This is a genomic window from Pseudarthrobacter sp. MEB009 (assembly GCF_030208875.1).
In the GTDB taxonomy this organism is placed as follows: Bacteria; Actinomycetota; Actinomycetes; order Actinomycetales; family Micrococcaceae; genus Arthrobacter.
This window is the reverse complement of sequence record NZ_JARVTC010000018.1, coordinates 72,233-91,126: the sequence shown is the minus strand read 5'-3', so window position 1 is coordinate 91,126 and position 18,894 is coordinate 72,233. Positions and strand designations below refer to the sequence as shown.

Here is an 18,894-nt window from a genome sequence, read left to right as displayed (position 1 = left end):
ACCGGGAACAGGGCCCCCTGACGAATGCCCCCCGAGACGAAGACCTGCTCAGCCTTCCCCCAACAAGGTTGAAGGACACCGCCAATCCACATGATCGGCCAATCGGGAACCAAGCGCAATGCCCGGCCCGGCACGGCGTCATGCAGCCGACGCAAAACCGCTGAACATGATCCGCTGCGGGCCCGCGCTGCCGCCGGCGTATTGGCCGCGGTCCTCGAACCCGGCCGCCCGGTAGGCCGTCAGGCCCGCCGGGTTTTCCTCGTTGACGGAAAGGACGACGCCGGTCTCCGGACCTTGCAGCCGCAGCGTCAGTTTGTGCGCGGCCACCACCGCGGCGGCGGCGGCCGCGGTGCCGTGGCCACGGCCCTGGTACCGGCTGTCGATCAGGAAGCCCCGCAGCAGCCAGGCAGTACGGTCCGCCGGCCAGCCGGCAAGGCTGGCAGCCCCTGCCTGTAGGGTGAGCACACCCACAGCCCGGCCATCGGATTCGATCACGTACGGCAACCGTTCCTCCTCGGCCAGCCCGGCCAGGGCCATCCGGAGCGGGTCCCCCACGAAGCGTTCCTGGCCCGGACTGAGCCGCAGCGCGGCGACGGCGCCCAGCTGGATGGCCCGGGCGTCGTCGTCGAGGTCCCGGAGCGGGATGAGCCAGGCGCCGCCCTGCACGCGGTTCAGGACCCTGCGGGTCCGCTGCCGCTGTCTTCCGCGTCGGTGGCAGGCCCGGCCGGGTCCATCCAGAGCACCTCCCACAGGTGGCCGTCCGGGTCCTGGAAGCTGTGGTTGTACATAAAGCCGTGGTCGATGGCATCCTCCGACAGTGAGCCGCCGTTCGCCAGGGCCGTCCGGACGGCCTCGTCCACGGCTTCCCGGCTGTCCACCGAATAGGCCACGATAGCTTCGGCGGCACCGCTGGTGCTGGCCACCTCCTTCGCGGTGAAGGTTTTGAAGTAGTTCTCCACCAGCAGCATCACATAGGCGTTGTCGTTGACGATCATGCAGGTGGCGTTCTCGTCGGTGAAGTCCGGGTTGAAGGTGAACCCCAGGGCGGTGAAGAACTTCACGGACCGGGGCAGGTCCTTGACGGGCAGGTTCAGGAAGATTTGGGTAGCCATGCGCCCAAAGTTAGCACCGGCGCCCGGCGGCTGTCAGCCATTGCCCGTCCCGCAGGCCCCGCGGGGCGTCAGTGCCCATAGAAGACCCGTTCGAAGACCGCCCTGGCGCGCCGGCTCAGCCGCAGGTAGTCCTCTTCCAGGGCGGCAGCGTTTCCGGGTTCGTAGCCGCACCAGCGGGCCACTGCCTCCAGGTCGCGGCGGGACGAGGGCAGCAGGTCCGAGGCCTTGCCGGTCCAGATCACGTTGGCGGACCTGATCCGGCTGGCCAGCCGCCACGCGGAGGCCAGCAGGTCCGCATCCTCCCGGGCCAGCAGCCCCAGGTCAGCGGCTGCATCCAGCGCGCCCACCGTGGACGTGGTCCGCAGCTCCTGGTGCTGCCCGGCATGCTGCAGCTGGAGCAGCTGCACCAGCCACTCGACGTCGCTCAAGCCGCCGCGGCCCAGCTTCAGGTGGCGGGCCGGATCCGCACCGCGCGGCAGCCGCTCGGCCTCAACCCGCGCCTTGACCCGCCGGACCTCGCGCACGTCCTGCTCGGAGATTTCCTCCGGATACCGGATGGGTTCAATGAGCTGCAGGAAGTCCGCCGCCAGGGCGTCGTCCCCTGCCATGGGCCTGGCCCGCAGCAAAGCCTGTGCCTCCCAGACCAGCGACCAGCGCCGGTAATACTCCGCGTAGGAATCCAGCGAACGGACCATGGCACCGTTTTTTCCTTCGGGCCGGAGGTCGGCGTCCATCTGGAGGACCCGTTCGGCCATGATGGCAGGCTTCAACGGCTGGGTCAGCAGGCTGGAGACCTTGGCCACCATCCGCAGGCCCTGCTCCTGCGCCTCGGCGTCGGTGAACCCCGGCAGCGCCCGGTGGACGTACATAACATCCGCGTCGGAGCCATACCCGATCTCCCGGCCGCCCTGCCGGCCCATGGCAACCACCAGCATGGCGGTCTTGAGCGGGCCCGACATCTGGACCACACTTTCAGCGACGCGGAGCGCGCCCAGCACGGCAGCCCGGTCCGTGTCCGCCAGCGCAGCCCCCACCTGGTCCTGGTCCAGCAGTCCCACGGAATCGGCGATCGCAATCCGCAGGATCTCGCGGCGCCGGATGAGCCGGATCAGGCGCATGGCGCTTTCCGGATCCGAGTGCCGCGACATCTTGGCCGTGATCTCCTGCCATTGGGCCTGGAACGGGACGGGCGCCAGGTCCTTGTCCTGCCCCAGCCACGCCACGGACTCCGGCGAGACTTCGAGCAGGTCGGCGATGAGCCGCGAGTTGGACAGCATGTGGCACAGCCGTTCAGCGGCGGCGGTGGAGTCCCGGAGCATACCCAGATACCAGTGGGTGGTGCCCAGCGCCTCGCTGACGCGCCGGAAGGCCAGCAGCCCGGCATCCGGGTCCACACCCTCCGCCAGCCAGTCCAGGAGCACGGGGAGCAACTGGCGCTGCAACGCTGCCCGCCTGCTCACCCCTGCCGTCAGCGCCTCGATGTGCCGCATGGCACCGGGCGGGTCAAGGTAGCCCAGCGCCGCAAGCCGGCCCTGCGCGGCTTCGGGAGTGAGCCGGGCGTCTTCGGAGCTGAGCTTTGCGGCGGTGTTCAGCAGCGGCCGGTAGAAGATCCGTTCGTGCAGTTCGCGGACCGAGCGTTTGGTCTTCTGCCAGGCGGCCAGCAAAGCGTCCGGGTGGGGCCGTTCGGTGGCAAAGGGGCCAAGGACTGCCTTGGCCAGGGACCGGAGGGCCGGGTCCGCTACGGGCATCAGGTGGGTGCGCCGCAGCTGGAACAGCTGGATCCGGTGTTCGAGCAGCCGCAGGTAGCGGTAGGCATTGTCGAACGCGGCAGCGTCGGACCGGCCGATGTACCCGCCGGCGGACAGCGCAGCAATGGCCGAGGTGGTGTCACGGCGGCGCAGCGACTCGTCAGCCTTGCCGTGGACCAGCTGCAGGAGCTGGACGGTGAATTCGACGTCGCGCAGGCCGCCACGGCCCAGCTTGATCTGGCGCTGCTCTTCGGCCGGCGGGATGTGGTCGGTGACCCGGCGCCGCATGGCCTGCACGGACTCCACAAATCCGTCCCGGCTGGCCGACGTCCAGATCAGCGGCGCCACCGCTTCCTCGTAACGGCGGCCCAGGGCGGCGTCGCCGGCAATGGTACGGGCCTTCAGCAGCGCCTGGAACTCCCAGCTTTCGGCCCAGCGCGCGTAATACGATTCGTGCGAGGCAAGGGTCCGCACCAGTGGACCGGATTTGCCCTCCGGGCGCAGGTTGGCGTCCACCTCCCAGAGGCCCGGCTCCCGGGCGAGACCCATGATGGCGCGCGAAATGCCCGTGGCGAGTGCCGTGCCGATGGTATTGGCGTGGGCGTCATCCAACTGCCCCGCGTCCACCACGTAGATCACGTCGACGTCGGAAATGTAGTTCAGTTCCCGGGCGCCGCATTTGCCCATGCCAATGACGGCGAGGCCAATCCCGGCAACGTCCGAGGCACTGTGCTGCTCCGCTGCCTCGGCCCGCGCCACGGCGAGGGCCGCCTCGATGGCGGCACCTGCCAGGTCAGCCAGTTCGGCCCCCACTGCGGGCAGGAAATCCAGCGGGTCGGCGGCGCAGAGGTCCTTGACCGCAAGGTCCACCACTCCCCTGCGGTAGGCGGTGCGCAGCGCCACGTAGGCTTCCACTCCGGTCCGGGTGGCCACCGGCCTGGCAGCCCGCGGGTCGGCGCCCACGGACTGCAGAAGCACCGCGCGGAGCACGGCCGGGTCCGCCTGGACTGGCTCGGGGCTTGCCCGGACGTTGAAGGCCTCGAGGTGTTCCGGGTGCCGGATCAGGAACTCACCCAGCGCCTCGGAGGCGCCCAGCACCCGGTACAGCGGTTCGCTGGTTTCAGGGTCGGCTTCGGCGAGTTCCCGCAGCGCGGGGTGCTTCTCCACCAGGCGCACCAGGGACTGCAGCGCCGTATCCGGACTGGCAGCCATCTGCAGCCCGGCGAAGAGCCGGTCCTGGTCCAGGCCCTCCAGTTCCCGGGCAGCCAGAAACCGCCCTGCCTTCTCCAGGTCACTGAAGCCGGCCGAGATCAGGCGACGCGCCAGGCTCACGCCGACAGCCTAGAGGATGCCGAGATTGCGCTGCAGCTCGTAAGGGGTGACCTGCAGCCGGTAGTCCTGCCATTCGGCCCGCTTATTGCGCAGGAAGTGCTCAAAGACCTGTTCGCCCAGGATCTGGGGCATCAGTTCAGAGTCCTCCATGGAGCGGATCGCATCGTGGAGGCTGGCGGGCAGCGGATCGTGGCCCATGGCGCGGCGCTCCGCGGAACTCAGCGACCAGACATCGTCCTCAGCGGCTGCCGGCAGGTCGTAGCCCTCTTCGATGCCCTTGAGCCCGGCACCGAGCAGGACGGCGTACGCCAAGTAGGGGTTGGCGGCGGAATCGATGCCGCGGTACTCGATCCGGGCGGACTGGCCCTTGCCCGGCTTGTACAGCGGAACCCGGACCAGGGCCGAGCGGTTGTTGTGGCCCCAGCTCAGGTAGCTGGGCGCCTCGCCGCCGCCCCAGAGGCGCTTGTACGAGTTCACGAACTGGTTGGTGACGGCCGTGAACTCAGGTGCGTGCTTGAGGATGCCGGCGATGAACTGCCGTGCGGTCTTGGACAGCTGGAACTCGGCGCCGGCCTCGTAGAAGGCGTTGGCGTCGCCTTCGAACAGCGAGAAGTGGGTGTGCATGCCGGAGCCGGGGTGGTCCGTGAACGGCTTGGGCATAAACGTGGCGTACGTGCCCTGCTGCAGCGCCACTTCCTTGATGACGGTGCGGAACGTCATGATGTTGTCCGCGGTCTGCAGGGCGTCAGCGTAGCGCAGGTCAATTTCGTTCTGGCCGGGGCCGGCCTCGTGGTGGCTGAACTCCACGGAGATGCCCACCGATTCGAGCATGGTCACGGCGGTGCGGCGGAAGTCCTGGGCGACGCCGCCGGGGACGTGGTCAAAGTAGCCGCCCTCGTCCACGGGGATCGGCGCGCCGTCCGGGCCCGGGGCCTGCGACTTGAGCAGGTAGAACTCGATTTCCGGGTGGGTGTAACAGGTGAAACCCATGTCGGCGGCTTTGGCCAGCGTGCGCTTGAGGACGTTGCGCGGATCGGCGGCGGAAGGTTCGCCGTCGGGTGTAAGGATGTCGCAGAACATCCGCGATGTCTGCTCCGTTTCGCCCCGCCACGGCAGGATCTGGAAGGTTGAGGGGTCCGGCTGGGCAAGCATGTCGGATTCGAAGACGCGGGCCAGGCCTTCGATGGCGGAGCCGTCAAACCCGAGGCCTTCCTCGAACGCCCCCTCCACTTCGGCCGGCGCCAGGGCCACTGACTTGAGCGATCCCACAACGTCGGTGAACCACAGGCGCACGAAGCGTACGTCGCGCTCTTCGATTGTGCGCAGGACAAACTCTTGCTGGCGGTCCATGAAGGCCTCTTCTCCGGTCAACGTCCATGCTCCGGGTCCACAAGAAAGGGAAGCCGGCAGCAGTTCACCAACACTGTACTAAGCATTCGACGGCGATGCTGAAGCCCGCACCGCGTGTAACACAGCGTTTACAACCGATCCAGGGTCCGCGCCAGCCGCCGCACGCGGCGGGCACCTGCAAATGGCCGGTGGATTATGACCCTTATCACCCGTGCGCCAGGACCCGGCCGGTAGCAGGGACCGCGCACCGCCCACTACGCTCGTGCCATGGACTCCAGCAACAGTGCAGCCTCAGCCACGCCCGCAGAACAGCCCGCCCCTTACGGCAACGGGCCGGGCCACGGTGCTGCGGGATCGGAACGGCGGCCCGCGAAGGTGCGGATCCACCACCTGCTGCAGGCCAAGCAGGACGGCACGAGGTTTGCCATGCTCACCGCGTATGAGCAGTACACGGCCGAAATTTTTGATGCCGCCGGGATCGAGGTGCTCCTGGTGGGCGACTCCGCCTCCAACAACGTCTACGGCAACGAAACCAGCCTGCCCGTAACGGTGGACGAGCTGCTGCCCCTCTGCCGGGCCGTGGCCCGCTCCGCGAAGCGCGCCCTGGTGGTGGCCGACCTGCCCTTCGGCAGCTACGAGGTCTCAGCGGAACAGGCGGTGGCGACGGGGGTCCGGTTCCTCAAGGAAGGCCTGGCCCACGCCGTCAAGATCGAGGGCGGCAAGTACTACGCGGATACCGTGAAGGCAATGGTCCAGGCCGGCATCCCGGTCATGGCGCACATCGGTTTCACGCCGCAAAGCGAACACTCGCTGGGCGGCTACCGGGTCCAGGGCCGGGGAGAGGACGCCCAGCGCTTGATTGACGACGCCGTGGCGCTTGCTGACGCCGGCGCGTTCAGCGTGCTGATGGAAATGGTTCCGGCCGCCACAGCGGCAGCCATCGATGCCGCCGTCGCAGTTCCCACGGTGGGGATCGGCGCCGGCAAGGAAACCACCGGCCAGGTGCTCGTCTGGCAGGACATGGCCGGGCTGCGCGGCGGAAAAATGGCCAAGTTCGTCAAGCAGTACGCGGACCTCCGCACCACGCTCCTGGACGCCGCCACGGCTTACGGCGAGGATGTCAGGTCCGGGCAGTTCCCCGGACCCGAGCACTCCTTCTAGCTCAGTCCTCGTCCTGCTTGTCCCACTGCTCGTTCCGGGCCCGCACCTTCTCCATCGCGTGCTCGGCTTCCTCACGGGTCTTGTAGGGGCCGATCAACTGGCTCCAGTCGGACTGCCGGTCCTCCTCGACCTCGTGGGTGTTGACGTTATACCAGTACTCACTCATGGCTGCTCCTGTCCCCGTCCGGCAGGCTGCCGGGCCTGACCTGCGTAACGTTCCTGCTGACGCGGTCCTGCCACGGCTTCCTGTTGCCAGGCGTTCTGTGGTCCCTTATATGATCAATCTATGCCTTCCCTTGCCTCCACTGCACCCATCGGCACCCTCACCCCGGGAACCGTGGGCCCGCAGCGCCCCGTTCCGGCAACCATCCCCCGCCCGGAGTACGTGGGCAGGCCCGCGCCGGCCAAATTCACCGGCTCCGAGGTGAAATCCGCCGAGACGGTGGAAAAGATCCGGGTGGCGGGCAGGATCGCGGCCCAGGCCATCGTGGAGGTGGGCAAGCACATCAAGCCCGGCGTGACCACTGACCAGCTGGACCAGGTGGGCCACGAGTTCCTCCTCGACCACCATGCCTACCCCTCCACCCTCGGCTACCGGGGTTTCCCCAAGTCGCTGTGCTCCTCCCTGAACGAGGTCATCTGCCACGGCATCCCGGACAGTACGGTGGTCCGTGACGGCGACATCATCAACATCGACATCACCGCATACATCAACGGTGTGCACGGCGACACCAACTTCACCTTCCCGGTGGGTGAGGTGGACGAGGATTCGCGGCTGCTGGTGGAGCGGACGCAGGAATCCCTGAACCGCGCCATCAAGGCCGTGGCCCCGGGCCGGGAGATCAACGTGATCGGCCGGGCCATCCAGTCCTACGCCAAGCGCTTCAACTACGGCGTGGTCCGCGATTTCACCGGCCATGGCGTGGGAGAGGCCTTCCACACGGGGCTGATCATCCCGCACTATGACGCTGCGCCCGCCTACAACACGGTCATCGAGACCGGCATGGTGTTCACCATTGAACCGATGCTCACCCTGGGCACCGTGGAATGGGACATGTGGGCCGACGACTGGACAGTGGTCACCAAGGACCGCAAGCGCACCGCGCAGTTCGAACACACCCTGCTTGTTACGGAATCCGGCGCGGAAATCCTCACGCTGCCGTAACCTGTTCCTTCAACCTTCGACGCCCGGTGCCTGCACCGGATGTCCGGGCCGGCAGTTCGCCGGTTCTCCCCTGCCCGCCACCGCACGAACGGATACCCCTTGGCCAAGAAGGACGAAAAGTCGCACAAGAACGCCCCACTGATCGGCATCGACATCGGAGGGACGGGCATTAAGGGCGGCATTGTCGACCTTAAGAAGGGCAAGCTGCTCGGTGAGCGGTTCCGCGTGCCCACCCCGCAGCCGGCCACCCCCGAAGCGGTTGCTGAAGCAGTGGCACAGGTGGTCGCCGAACTCTCCGCCCGGCCCGAAGCCCCCGCCGCCGGTTCGCCGGTCGGTGTGACGTTCCCCGGCATCATCCAGCACGGCGTGGTGCATTCGGCCGCGAACGTGGACAAATCCTGGCTGGACACGGACATCGACGCCCTCCTGACCGAACGCCTGGGCCGCCCCGTGGAGGTCATCAACGATGCCGACGCCGCAGGCCTTGCCGAAGCGCGCTACGGCGCAGGCGAGGGCGTCGCCGGCACGGTCCTGGTGATCACGCTGGGCACCGGCATCGGTTCGGCGTTCATCTTTGACGGCAAGCTGGTACCCAACGCCGAACTGGGCCACCTGGAAGTGGACGGCTTCGACGCGGAGAGCAAGGCCTCCGCGGTGGCCCGCGAACGCGACGGCCTGTCCTGGGACGAATACAGTGTCCTCCTGCAGCGCTACTTCTCCCACGTCGAGTTCCTCTTCTCCCCCGAACTCTTTATTGTGGGCGGCGGGATCTCCAAGCGGGCGGACGAGTACCTGCCCAACCTCAAGCTGCGCACCAAAATCGTTCCGGCCGAGCTGCGCAACGAGGCAGGCATTGTGGGCGCCGCCATCGAAATCGCCCTGAAGCACAAACTGGCCAAGTAGCCGGTGGCTGCAACGGAACCGGCCGCCGGCGGCACCGACCGCGGGGTCCTGCTGGTTACCGGTGCCAGCCGCGGCATCGGGGCCGCCATTGCCCGGCGCGCCGCCCGTGCGGGTTACGCCGTGGTGGTGAACTACTCGGAGGACTCCGCCGGTGCGGAGCGGGTGGTCCAGGACATTCACGACGACGGCGGCACGGCACTGGCTGCACGCGCGGACATCAGCGTGCCCGCCGCCGTCGGCTCCCTTTTTGATGCCGCGGCGCGCCTGGGCGAGGTCACCGCCGTGGTCAACAACGCCGGGATTACCGGGAACCTGATCGGTAACCTGGTGGACATGCCGGCGGAAAACGTCAGCCGGGTGATGGACGTCAACGTCGGCGGCACCATCTTTATGTGCCAGGAGGCGGTGCGGCGGATGGGCACGCAGGCGGGTGGCCGCGGCGGGGCCATCATCAACATCTCCTCCACCGCCACCAAGGCCGGTTCACCCGGGACCTGGGCCCACTACGCTGCGTCCAAGGGCGCCGTGGATGTCCTGACCACAGGACTGGCCGCCGAGGTGGCACAGCATGGGATCCGGGTCAACGCCGTGGCCCCCGGCAGCACCAACACCGGGCTGCATGCCGCGGCAGGAATGCCGGACCGGGTGGCACGGCTGAACCCCACCATCCCGATGGGCAGGGGCGCCGAACCCGAAGAGGTGGCAGCCGCCGTCCTGTGGCTGCTTTCGGACGAGGCCGCCTACATCACCGGCGCCATCCTGCCCGTTTCCGGCGGCAGGTAACCGGCCGGGCCGGGGGGCCCAGGCAGCAGATGGACCGGTCCGGGGGTGCCGGCGGCGGCTGCGGCTTCCCCTCCGCGCCGCCACCGGCAAGCTAAAGGGCGCTTTTCTCCGGGCCCACGGGTGCCGTGGCCGGACCGGCCGCAGCGTCCTGGTCCGCTTCATGGCGGAGCAGGGAGATGGCTGTTTCGAAGTCCGCCAGGGACTCGAAGGCCTGGTAGACGCTGGCGAACCGGAGGTAGGCCACCTTGTCCAGCTTCTGCAGCGGGCCAAGAATCACCAGCCCCACCTCATGGGCGTCGATTTCCGCGGCTCCGGAGGCGCGGATCTGCTCCTCCACCTCCTGGGCCAGCAGCGCGAGGTCATCCTCGCTGACAGGCCTGCCCTGGCACGCCTTGCGGACGCCGTTAATGACCTTGCTGCGGCTGAACGGCTCACCGACGCCGGAGCGCTTGATCACGGACAGGCTGGTGGTTTCCACTGTGGTGAACCGGCGGCCGCAGCCAGGGCACTGGCGACGGCGGCGGATGGCCGAGCCGTCATCAGCCATGCGGCTGTCAACAACGCGGGAATCGGGATTGCGGCAGAACGGACAGTACAAGGTGTCCCCTTTCGCACGGTCCCGGTGACCGGGACGTCCCAACCGGCCCCCGGCGGAGGCGGCAGTACAGCACTGTTCAGTTTACGGCCACATCTGGGGTAATCACAATCCTGTAATTACTACATGTGGTGCCTAGCGCGCTGCGGGGAAGCGGGCGGTCACCGCGTCGCCGTGTGCCGGCAGGTCCTCTGCCCGGGAAAGGCTGACGATGTGGCCGCTGACCTCGGAGAGCGCCGCACGGCTGTAGTTGATCACCTGGATGGCCCGCAGGAAAGTGGTGACGTTCAAGCCGGAAGAGAAGGCTGCGGTGCCGCTGGTGGGCAGGACGTGGTTGGAGCCTGCGCAGTAGTCGCCCAGGCTGACCGGGCTGTAGTCCCCCACAAATATGGCTCCGGCGTTCCTGATCCGGGCTGCCACGGCTGCGGCGTCCCGGGTCATGATCTCCAGGTGCTCGGCGGCGTAGGCGTCGCAGGCGGCGATGCCCTGTTCCAGGCCGTCCACCAGCACCACCCCTGACTGCGGCCCGGACAGGGCTTCAGCCACCCTGGCGGCGTGCCGGGTGGCGGCAGCCTGCCGGTCCAGTTCAACACGCACCGCTGCGGCGAGTTCCCCGGAGTCCGTCACCAGAACTGACGCTGCCTGCGGATCGTGCTCGGCTTGGCTGATGAGGTCTGCGGCCACGAGGTGCGGCTGGGCGCTGGAGTCGGCGAGGATAGCGATCTCCGTGGTGCCGGCCTCCGAATCGATCCCCACCACTCCCTTGACCAGGCGCTTGGCCGTCGCCACAAAGATGTTGCCGGGGCCAGTCACCACATCCACGGGCTCCAGGGCGGGTCCGGCCGGGGCCGCCGGGATGCCGTAGGCGAAAGCGGCGATGGCCTGCGCGCCGCCGATGGCGTAAACCTCGGTAATCCCCAGCAGCGCGGCGGCGGCAAGGATGGTGGGGTGCGGCAGCCCGCCGAATTCCTTCTGCGGCGGCGACGCCAGGGCGATCGAGGCCACGCCCGCGGCTTGGGCGGGGACCACGTTCATGATCACGGAGGACGGGTAGACGGCCAGGCCACCGGGGACGTACAGGCCCACGCGTCCCACCGGGACCCAGTTCTGGCTGACCACGGCGCCGTCGCCCAGTTCAACGTCGATGTTCCGTGGACGCTGCCCGTCGGCAAAAATCCGGGCACGGCTGATCGATTCCTCCAGCGCGCTGCGCACCTCGGGATCCAGCCCGGCCAGGGCGGCGTCCAGCGCGTCCTGCGGGACCAGCGGGTGCTGCTGCTCCACGCCGTCGAACTTTGCCGCGAGGCTAGCCAGGGCGGCGAACCCGTCCGCCCTGACGGCGGCGATGATGCCGTGCACTTTTTCCTCGGCGTCGGCAACTGTCCGGCCCTTGGCCCGCGGCACGGCGGCGCGCAGTCCGGCCAGCGTCAGGTCCTGGCCGCGGAGGTCAACGGTGCGGAAGGCGACGGCGGAAGTGGCGGGGGCAGAAGGCTGGGAAGAAAGGCTCACCCGGCTATTTTACGGGGCCGGGGGCGTCCTGCCCGGACATCATCCCGGAGGCTGGCCTGCGGCCTGGAAACTGGATGATTTCGAGGACAAATACTGCGATGGCGGTGGCGGCCGGCCAGATCAGGATCACGGGCCAGGCGCGCAGCGAAAACGCCACACTGGCATTCAATGCCGGGTCGGCGGCAGGTCCCCACAGCGAGGCGGCGAGGAGGCCCGTCTGCCAGGCAAGGACTGCACCGCAGAACGACCCTGCCAGGCCCAGCACCAGGGCAGTCTGCGGGTCCGGCCGCTTGCTGCCGGCCAGGAAGGCCGCCACAAGGCAGCCGGCGAGGAGGAACAGGCCGGCGAGCGTCAGGTCCCGGGGCAGCCACGCCAGCGGGTTGGTGCCTGTGCCGAGGGCGGGGTCCCGGGTGATCAGGTTCAGCCCGGCCGGGGCCAGCAGCCACCAGAGGACGCCGGCAGGGATGCCTGCGGCAGCCGTCACCACGAGGGTGGCCCAGGATGGCCGTGCGCGCTGCCGGCGGGGAATAGTGCTCATGCAACAAACCTTAACAAATTACGGGGTGGTCCAGCGCCGGTCTTCCGGCTTCACAGGCGTTCGGCGCCCCGGCCACAGGGCCATACCCTTGAAGCCAAGCAACCTTTTATTTGTCAGGAGTTCCGGTGGATGAGACCAGTGCGTCGTTCGAGGCGACGTTCAAGCAGATGTTCCGCCGGCATGCAGCCGGCGTCGCCATCATCACAGTCAACTACCAGGACCGGCCCTACGGCTTCACTGCCACGTCAGTGGCGTCACTGTCTGCGCAGCCGCCGCGGTTTACGTTCAACATGGCCCGCAGCTCCAGCTCCTGGCCCGCCGTGGCCAACACCACCCACGTGGGCGTCCATATGCTGGGCCTGGAGAACCAGGACCTGGCTGACCGGTTCGCCAGGACCAGGAACCGTTTCGAAGGGGACCACTGGGAGGTGGGCCCGCACGGAGTGCCGGTCCTCAAGGACGTCGCCGGCTGGCTGATCGGGGAAGTCCAGATGCGGCTCTCGTTCGAGAACAACGCCGTGGTGGTGGTCCAGGTGGTGGACGGCCAGGTGGGCGGCGATGGCCTGCCCCTGCTGTACCACGACGGCGCCTACAGCCAGCCGGCACCCCTCGACTACGAGATCTGAGGGGCGGCCGGGGCGTAGCGGCGGGTCAGGCGTCCAGGCAGGCTGGCCCCAGGAGGACCTTCAGGTCACCGAACAGTGACGGGCTGGGGTTCACCCGGAGGTGGACCGGCAGGCCCATGATCTCGGTGCGGGTATCGCCCTGCAGGTGCAGCCGGACTTCCGAGTTGCCCCGGTGGGTCCGGAGCACGTCGCCGAGCTCGGTGACCACGGCTTCGGTGGCCTTGTGCGTGGCCATGGTGATCACCAGCGGCCCGTTGAGCCCCTCGCTGAGGTCCGGCACGGACAGCTCCATGCAGTTCAGGGCGATGGCGCCGTCGTCGCGCTTCTGCAGGCGGCCCTTGACCACCACAATCAGGTCCTCCGCCAGTACGGAGGCGATGGGCCCGTAGACCTGGCCGAAGAACATTACTTCCAGTGAACCGCCCAGGTCCTCCACTTCGGCCCGGGCGTACGCGTTGCCGCTGGCTTTGGCGATCCGGCGGCTCAGGGAGGTGATCATGCCGGCGATGGTGATGATGGCGCCGTCCTGGGGTCCGTCCTCGCCGAGGACGGTAGTGATGCTCATTTCGGCGTGCTGGCTCAGGAGCCCTTCGAGCCCCTGCAGGGGGTGGTCGGAGACGTAGAGGCCCAGCATGTCCCGCTCGAAAGACAGTTTGTCCTTCTTTTCCCATTCGGGCAGGTCCGGGATTTCGATGCTGAGCGACGCTTCCGAGTCGGAATCCTCGAAGCCGGCAAAGAGGTCGAACTGGCCGATCGCCTCATTGCGCTTGAGGGTGATCACCGAGTCGATGGCTTCCTCGTGGATCATGGCCAGCGCACGCCGGTGGTGCCCCAGGGAGTCGAAGGCCCCGGACTTGATCAGTGACTCGATGGTGCGCTTGTTGCAGACCACCGCGGGGACCTTCATCAGGTAGTCCTTGAAGGAGATGTATGCTCCCTCGCTTTCGCGGGCGGCCACCATGGCTTCGACCGCGTTGACGCCCACGTTCCGGATGGCGCCCATGCCGAAGCGGATGTCGGTGCCCACCGGAGTGAAGTTCAGGGCGGACTCGTTCACATCCGGCGGCAGCACGGTGATGCCCATACGGCGGCATTCGTTGAGGTAGATGGCGGACTTGTCCTTGTCGTCCCCCACGGAGGTCAGCAGCGCAGCCATGTACTCCGGCGCGTAGTGCGCCTTGAGGTACGCAGTCCAGTAGGAAATGACGCCGTAGGCCGCCGAGTGCGCCTTGTTGAAGGCGTAGTCGGAGAAGGGCAGCAGGATGTCCCAGAGGGTTTTCACGGCAGCCATGGAGTAGCCGTTGTCCTGCATGCCCTGGGAGAACCCGGCGAACTGCTTGTCCAGCTCGGATTTCTTCTTTTTGCCCATGGCGCGGCGAAGGATGTCGGCCTGGCCCAGGGAGTAGCCGGCCAGCTTCTGGGCCACGGCCATGACCTGCTCCTGGTACACAATCAGGCCGTACGTACCGCCCAGGATTTCCGCGAGCGGTTCCTTGAGCTCGGGGTGGATGGGGATGACTTCCTGGATGCCGTTCTTGCGCAGGGCATAGTCGGTGTGGGCGTTGGCGCCCATGGGGCCGGGACGGTACAGGGCAAGCACTGCCGAGATGTCTTCGAAGTTGTCAGGCTTCATGAGCTTCAGGAGGGAGCGCATGGGGCCGCCGTCGAGCTGGAACACCCCGAGGGTGTCGCCGCGGGCCAGGAGTTCGTAGGATTCGACGTCGTCCAGTTCCAGGGTCTCCAGGTCCAGGTCGATGTTCCGGTTCATCTTGATGTTTTCCAGGGCATCGGAAATGATCGTCAGGTTCCTCAGGCCGAGGAAGTCCATCTTGATCAGGCCCAGGCCCTCGGACGTCGGATAGTCGAACTGCGTGATGACCTGGCCGTCCTGGAAGCGGCGCATGACGGGGATCACGTCGATGATGGGGTCCGAGGACATGATCACGCCGGCGGCGTGCACGCCCCACTGGCGTTTCAGGCCTTCGATGCCCAGGGCCGTTTCGAAGACCTTGGCGGCTTCGGGGTCAGTGGCGATCAGCTGCCGGAAGTCGCCGGCCTCGCTGTAGCGCTTTGAGTCCTTGTTCTGGATATCGGCCAGGGGGATGTCCTTGGCCATCACGGCGGGCGGCAGCGCCTTGGTCAGCGTTTCGCCCATGCTGAACGGGTAGCCCAGCACGCGGGAGGAGTCCTTGAGCGCCTGCTTGGTTTTGATGGTGCCGTAGGTGACGATCATGGCCACGCGCTCATCGCCGTATTTGCGGGTGACGTAGTCGATGACTTCGGAGCGGCGCCGGTCATCGAAGTCGACGTCGAAGTCGGGCATGGAGACGCGGTCGGGGTTCAGGAACCGTTCGAAGATCAGGCCGTGGTGCAGCGGATCGAGGTCGGTGATGCGCATGGCGTAGGCAACCATGGAACCAGCGCCGGAACCACGGCCGGGACCCACGCGGATACCGTTGTTTTTGGCCCAGTTGATGAAGTCGGCCACCACCAGGAAGTAGCCCGGGAAGCCCATGGACGTGATGACTTCGAGTTCGTAGTCTGCCTGCTTGCGGACCTTGTCCGGGATGCCCTGCGGGTAGCGGTAGCGCAGTCCGGTATCCACTTCCTTGACCAGCCAGGAGGTTTCGTCCTCACCCTCCGGGCAGGGGAACCGGGGCATGTAGTTGGCGCCGGTGTTGAACGAAACTTCGCAGCGTTCGGCGATCAGGAGGGTGTTGTCGCAGGCTTCCGGGTGGTCGCGGAACAGTTCCCGCATTTCCCGCGGCGACTTGAGGTAATAGCCGCTGCCGGAGAACGCGAAGCGGGAGCCGCCGTTGTCGTACGTGGGTTCCAGGAGCGTGGAGCCGGACTGGATGGCGAGCAGCGCCTCGTGCGCCTTCGCGTCGTGCTCGTGGGTGTAGTGCAGGTCGTTGGTAGCCACCAGGGGCAGGTTAAGGTCCTTGGCCAGGCGCAGCAGGTCGCCGGTGACCCGCCGCTCGATATCCAGGCCGTGGTCCATCAGTTCGCAGAAGTAGTTTTCCGCACCGAAGATATCCCGGAATTCGGCGGCCGCCTCCAGGGCCTCGCGGTACTGGCCGAGCCGAAGGCGGGTCTGGACTTCTCCGGAGGGGCAGCCTGTGGTGGCGATGAGGCCTTCGGAGTAGGTGTTCAGCAGTTCGCGGTCCAGCCGGGGCCACTTGCCGAATACCGAGTCGAGGGAGGCGATGGAGGAGGCTCGGAACAGGTTGCGCATGCCGACGTTGTTGTAGCTCAGCAGCGTCATGTGGGTGTAGGAGCCACCGCCGGAGACGTCGTCCTTGCGCTGGTTTTCCTCGCCCCAGCGGACGCGGCTCTTGTCGCCGCGGGCCGTGCCGGGGGTGACGTAGGCTTCCACCCCGATGATGGGTTTGATGCCCTTATCCGTGGCTTTCCGCCAGAAATCAAAGGCCCCGAAGAGGTACCCGTGGTCCGTGGTGGCCAGCGCCGGCATGCCCAGCCGGTCGGTTTCATCGAACAGTTCACCCAGCCGGGCCGCCCCATCCAGCATGGAGTATTCGGTGTGGGTGTGCAGGTGGACGAACGAATCATTGCTGGAAGTCACCGCACCATTCTACGCACTGGCGCGCGTGGGGATGGCTAGGCCTGGCCCGAGCCGAGCACTTCCAGTGCGTGGGAAAGGTCCTGCGGGTACTCGCTGGACACCAGCACAGGTTCACCGGTGACGGGATGCTCGAAGCCCAGCTGACGGGCGTGCAGCCACTGCCGCGTGAGCCCCAGGGTGGCCGCGAGCCGCGGGTCCGCTCCGTAGGTCAGGTCGCCGACGCAGGGGTGGCGGAGGGCGGAGAAATGCACTCGGATCTGGTGGGTGCGTCCCGTTTCGAGGTGCACCTCCACCAGCGATGCTTTTCCGAAGGCCTCCAGGACTTCATAGTGCGTGACGGAGGGGCGGCCGTCCTCGATGACGGCGAAGCGCCAGTCGTGGCCGGGATGCCGGCCGATGGGCGCGTCGATGGTGCCTTCGAGCGGGTCAGGCAGTCCCTGGACCACCGCGTGGTAGACCTTCTCCACGGTGCGCTCCTTGAAAGCCCGCTTCAGGGCCGTGTAGGCGCGCTCGGACTTGGCCACCACCATCACGCCCGACGTGCCGACGTCGAGCCGGTGGACGATGCCGGCGCGTTCCGGTGCCCCGGACGTGGAAATGCGGTAACCAGCCCCGGCGAGGCCGCCCACCACCGTGGGGCCCACCCAGCCCGGTGACGGGTGCGCGGCAACCCCCACGGGCTTGTCGACGACGACGAAATCTTCGTCGTCGAGCAGGATCAACAGGTCTTCCACAACTTCCTCCACGACTTCCAGCGGGTCGCGCCGGTCCGGAATGGTGACCAGGAGTTCGTCTCCGGCCACGAGTTTTGCCGACTTGCCCAGCACCTTGCCGCCGGCAACAACGTTGCCTTCGGCCAGGAGGGTGGCCGCCATCGAACGGGAGATGCCCAGCAGGGCGGCCAGGCCGGCGTCGGCCCGTGTTCCGCCGAATTCTCCGGCAACAATGATGCGCTCAGGCATCACCGGACTCCTTCGCCGTGTCGGGGCTGGTTTTGGCCGCAGCGTGCAGTCGGGCACCGTCCATGCCAATGCCGCGGAGCGTCAGGATGCAGATGATCGCCACCGCGGAGACCACTGCGGAGTCGGCGATGTTGAAGATGGCGAAGTTGGGTAGCTGGATGAAGTCCACCACATGGCCCATTCCGAAGGAAGGTTCCCGGAACAGCCGGTCTGTCAGGTTTCCCAGTGCGCCGCCGAGCAGCAGCCCCAGGGCAAGCGCCCACCAGCGGGAGCCGATTTTGCGGATCTGGAACAGGATGGCGACCACCACGGCCGCCATGATGATGGAAAAGATCCAGGTTACGTTCTCGCCGATCGAGAAAGCGGCGCCGGAGTTCCTGATGAAGTACCAGTGCAGGACCGGCGGCAGGACGGGGATCCGTTCGCCCTCCACCATGGTGGATACCACCCAGATCTTCGTCAGTTGGTCAAAGACGTAGGCGAAGACTGCGAACCCGGCAAACAGGGACAGCAGCACGGCGCGGCGGGGGCGCTGCGAAGGCGGGACAGGGCGTGCAGCGGCAGCGGCAGGTTCGTCAGTCATGGTGCTTTCATTCGTGATAGCGGTATTAATGCCAAAAGCCGGTGGCCGAGGAATCCTCAGCCACCGGCTTTCAGAATACGTGCTGGGTGGATCAGTTGGCTTCGCTGACTTCCGGTGCAGCGACGGAGCCGCGTGCGTCGAGGTCGCGGAGCTGGCCCTCGATGTAAGCCTTGAGGCGTGAACGGTAGTCGCGTTCGAAGCCGCGCAGCTGCTCGACCTTGCGCTCCAGGACGGACCGCTGCTGTTCCAGGGCGCCGAGGATCTTGCGTGACTTTTCCTGGGCGTCGTTGACGAGGCTGGAGGCTTCGATCTGCGCTTCGGCGATGATCTTGTCCTTCTGGGCCTGGCCGTCGGAGACGTGGCGGTCGTGCATCTGCTGGGCCATGGCCAACAGGCCGGCAGCGGATTCCGCTGACGGGGTGTTGGCCGGGGCTGCTGCTGCCGGTGCCGGTGCGGCCTGTACTGCCGGGGCGGGAGCGGCCGGAGCGGCTTCCTTCTTCTTGGCAGCTTCGGCGGCCTTGGCTGCCTCGGCCTTCTCGTTGGCGTCGTCCTTGTCGGCCTTGACCGGTGCGGGGACCTTCTCCACCACAGGTGCTGCGGCGGTGGCGGCCGGGACGCTGGTGCCGGAATCGGCGAGCTTCTTGCGGAGCTCGTCGTTTTCCTGGTTCAGGCGTCGGAGTTCGACGACGATTTCGTCTAGGAAGTCATCAACTTCGTCCTGGTCGTAGCCCTCGCGGAACTTGGTGGGCTGAAAGCGTTTGTTGACAACGTCTTCTGGCGTCAAAGCCATCTGGTCACCTCACTGGTCTGGTTAGTCAGTAGGCCTTCCGGCCGTCAAAACTACGGTACCTAAATTTGGTCTGCTACCTGTAATTCAACACTGAAGTGTCAAATACGGGTTTTCTTCACTTCACCCTAGCCGTTCCCGGGGCGGGCCCAGCGTA

General features: G+C 67.0%; 17 protein-coding genes. 5 read left to right on the top strand and 12 right to left on the bottom strand.

Annotation, left to right across the window (positions count from 1 at the left end):
• Positions 1 to 138: 138 nt before the first annotated feature.
• The 4 genes from QRN07_RS18245 to glnA form a co-directional block, all read right to left on the bottom strand.
• The gene (locus QRN07_RS18245; RefSeq protein WP_056598805.1) at positions 139 to 666 is read right to left on the bottom strand and encodes a GNAT family N-acetyltransferase; all 528 of its coding nucleotides are present in this window, start codon (positions 664 to 666) and stop codon (positions 139 to 141) included.
• Positions 667 to 671: 5 nt separating this feature from the next.
• Complete coding sequence (locus QRN07_RS18240; protein ID WP_050684171.1) at positions 672 to 1,112, bottom strand: VOC family protein; 441 nt, start codon at positions 1,110 to 1,112, stop codon at positions 672 to 674.
• Between the two features lie 68 nt (positions 1,113 to 1,180).
• The gene (locus QRN07_RS18235; protein WP_056598803.1) at positions 1,181 to 4,192 is read right to left on the bottom strand and encodes a bifunctional [glutamine synthetase] adenylyltransferase/[glutamine synthetase]-adenylyl-L-tyrosine phosphorylase; all 3,012 of its coding nucleotides are present in this window, start codon (positions 4,190 to 4,192) and stop codon (positions 1,181 to 1,183) included.
• A 9-nt stretch (positions 4,193 to 4,201) separates the two neighbouring features.
• Positions 4,202 to 5,542 (bottom strand): type I glutamate--ammonia ligase, encoded by a 1,341-nt coding sequence (gene glnA, locus QRN07_RS18230; RefSeq protein ID WP_050684169.1) that lies wholly within the window; start codon positions 5,540 to 5,542, stop codon positions 4,202 to 4,204.
• Positions 5,543 to 5,809: 267 nt separating this feature from the next.
• Between glnA and panB the strand changes: the two genes are divergently transcribed.
• The gene (gene panB / locus QRN07_RS18225) at positions 5,810 to 6,703 is read left to right on the top strand and encodes a 3-methyl-2-oxobutanoate hydroxymethyltransferase (RefSeq protein ID WP_050684168.1); all 894 of its coding nucleotides are present in this window, start codon (positions 5,810 to 5,812) and stop codon (positions 6,701 to 6,703) included.
• Position 6,704: 1 nt separating this feature from the next.
• Here panB and QRN07_RS18220 read toward each other — a convergent pair whose 3' ends face one another.
• Positions 6,705 to 6,869: an SPOR domain-containing protein gene (locus tag QRN07_RS18220; RefSeq protein WP_157370968.1), complete on the bottom strand. Its 165-nt coding sequence runs from the start codon at positions 6,867 to 6,869 to the stop codon at positions 6,705 to 6,707.
• A gap of 120 nt (positions 6,870 to 6,989) precedes the next feature.
• Between QRN07_RS18220 and map the strand changes: the two genes are divergently transcribed.
• The 3 genes from map to QRN07_RS18205 all read left to right on the top strand — a co-directional run bounded on the left by map (position 6,990) and on the right by QRN07_RS18205 (position 9,554).
• A complete protein-coding gene (map, locus tag QRN07_RS18215) occupies positions 6,990 to 7,868 on the top strand; it encodes a type I methionyl aminopeptidase (RefSeq protein WP_050684167.1) in 879 nt (292 codons plus the stop codon).
• Positions 7,869 to 7,967: 99 nt separating this feature from the next.
• Complete coding sequence (gene ppgK / locus QRN07_RS18210) at positions 7,968 to 8,771, top strand: polyphosphate--glucose phosphotransferase (protein ID WP_056598800.1); 804 nt, start codon at positions 7,968 to 7,970, stop codon at positions 8,769 to 8,771.
• A 3-nt stretch (positions 8,772 to 8,774) separates the two neighbouring features.
• Complete coding sequence (locus tag QRN07_RS18205) at positions 8,775 to 9,554, top strand: SDR family oxidoreductase (protein ID WP_157370967.1); 780 nt, start codon at positions 8,775 to 8,777, stop codon at positions 9,552 to 9,554.
• Positions 9,555 to 9,645: 91 nt separating this feature from the next.
• On the opposite strand, the gene nrdR is transcribed toward QRN07_RS18205, so the two are convergent.
• The 3 genes from nrdR to QRN07_RS18190 all read right to left on the bottom strand — a co-directional run bounded on the left by nrdR (position 9,646) and on the right by QRN07_RS18190 (position 12,196).
• The gene (gene nrdR / locus QRN07_RS18200; RefSeq protein WP_050684164.1) at positions 9,646 to 10,152 is read right to left on the bottom strand and encodes a transcriptional regulator NrdR; all 507 of its coding nucleotides are present in this window, start codon (positions 10,150 to 10,152) and stop codon (positions 9,646 to 9,648) included.
• Between the two features lie 132 nt (positions 10,153 to 10,284).
• Positions 10,285 to 11,658, bottom strand: coding sequence for a histidinol dehydrogenase (gene hisD, locus QRN07_RS18195; protein WP_056598797.1), 1,374 nt, complete (start codon positions 11,656 to 11,658; stop codon positions 10,285 to 10,287).
• 4 nt (positions 11,659 to 11,662) lie between these two features.
• Entirely contained in the window at positions 11,663 to 12,196 is a 534-nt protein-coding gene (locus QRN07_RS18190; protein WP_050684162.1) for a hypothetical protein, read from the bottom strand.
• A 167-nt stretch (positions 12,197 to 12,363) separates the two neighbouring features.
• Here QRN07_RS18190 and QRN07_RS18185 point away from each other — a divergent pair, with 167 nt between their 5' ends.
• Positions 12,364 to 12,822 carry a flavin reductase family protein gene (locus tag QRN07_RS18185; protein ID WP_197273508.1) on the top strand — a complete coding sequence of 153 codons (459 nt, stop codon included), beginning with the start codon at positions 12,364 to 12,366 and terminating at the stop codon, positions 12,820 to 12,822.
• A gap of 25 nt (positions 12,823 to 12,847) precedes the next feature.
• On the opposite strand, the gene dnaE is transcribed toward QRN07_RS18185, so the two are convergent.
• From dnaE to QRN07_RS18165, 4 genes are all read right to left on the bottom strand, one after another.
• Positions 12,848 to 16,405 carry a DNA polymerase III subunit alpha gene (gene dnaE / locus QRN07_RS18180; protein WP_050684160.1) on the bottom strand — a complete coding sequence of 1,186 codons (3,558 nt, stop codon included), beginning with the start codon at positions 16,403 to 16,405 and terminating at the stop codon, positions 12,848 to 12,850.
• A 35-nt stretch (positions 16,406 to 16,440) separates the two neighbouring features.
• The gene (locus QRN07_RS18175; protein WP_056598794.1) at positions 16,441 to 17,367 is read right to left on the bottom strand and encodes an RluA family pseudouridine synthase; all 927 of its coding nucleotides are present in this window, start codon (positions 17,365 to 17,367) and stop codon (positions 16,441 to 16,443) included.
• On the bottom strand, positions 17,360 to 17,950 hold the full coding sequence (lspA, locus tag QRN07_RS18170) for a signal peptidase II (RefSeq protein WP_050684158.1): 591 nt from the start codon (positions 17,948 to 17,950) through the stop codon (positions 17,360 to 17,362). Before lspA ends, QRN07_RS18175 begins: the two co-directional genes overlap by 8 nt.
• Positions 17,951 to 18,041: 91 nt before the next feature.
• Positions 18,042 to 18,740: a DivIVA domain-containing protein gene (locus QRN07_RS18165; protein ID WP_056598790.1), complete on the bottom strand. Its 699-nt coding sequence runs from the start codon at positions 18,738 to 18,740 to the stop codon at positions 18,042 to 18,044.
• Positions 18,741 to 18,894 lie beyond the last annotated feature (154 nt).

Excerpts from the sequence above, each read along its gene's own strand:
- QRN07_RS18190 (WP_050684162.1), bottom strand. The coding sequence starts at position 12,196 with ATGAGCACTATTCCCCGCCGGCAGCGCGCACGGCCATCCTGGGCCACC.
- QRN07_RS18175 (WP_056598794.1), bottom strand. The coding sequence starts at position 17,367 with ATGCCTGAGCGCATCATTGTTGCCGGAGAATTCGGCGGAACACGGGCC.
- map (WP_050684167.1), top strand. The coding sequence starts at position 6,990 with ATGCCTTCCCTTGCCTCCACTGCACCCATCGGCACCCTCACCCCGGGA.
- QRN07_RS18240 (WP_050684171.1), bottom strand. The coding sequence starts at position 1,112 with ATGGCTACCCAAATCTTCCTGAACCTGCCCGTCAAGGACCTGCCCCGG.
- glnA (WP_050684169.1), bottom strand. The coding sequence starts at position 5,542 with ATGGACCGCCAGCAAGAGTTTGTCCTGCGCACAATCGAAGAGCGCGAC.
- QRN07_RS18165 (WP_056598790.1), bottom strand. The coding sequence starts at position 18,740 with ATGGCTTTGACGCCAGAAGACGTTGTCAACAAACGCTTTCAGCCCACC.
- panB (WP_050684168.1), top strand. The coding sequence starts at position 5,810 with ATGGACTCCAGCAACAGTGCAGCCTCAGCCACGCCCGCAGAACAGCCC.
- lspA (WP_050684158.1), bottom strand. The coding sequence starts at position 17,950 with ATGACTGACGAACCTGCCGCTGCCGCTGCACGCCCTGTCCCGCCTTCG.
- QRN07_RS18220 (WP_157370968.1), bottom strand. The coding sequence starts at position 6,869 with ATGAGTGAGTACTGGTATAACGTCAACACCCACGAGGTCGAGGAGGAC.
- QRN07_RS18185 (WP_197273508.1), top strand. The coding sequence starts at position 12,364 with ATGTTCCGCCGGCATGCAGCCGGCGTCGCCATCATCACAGTCAACTAC.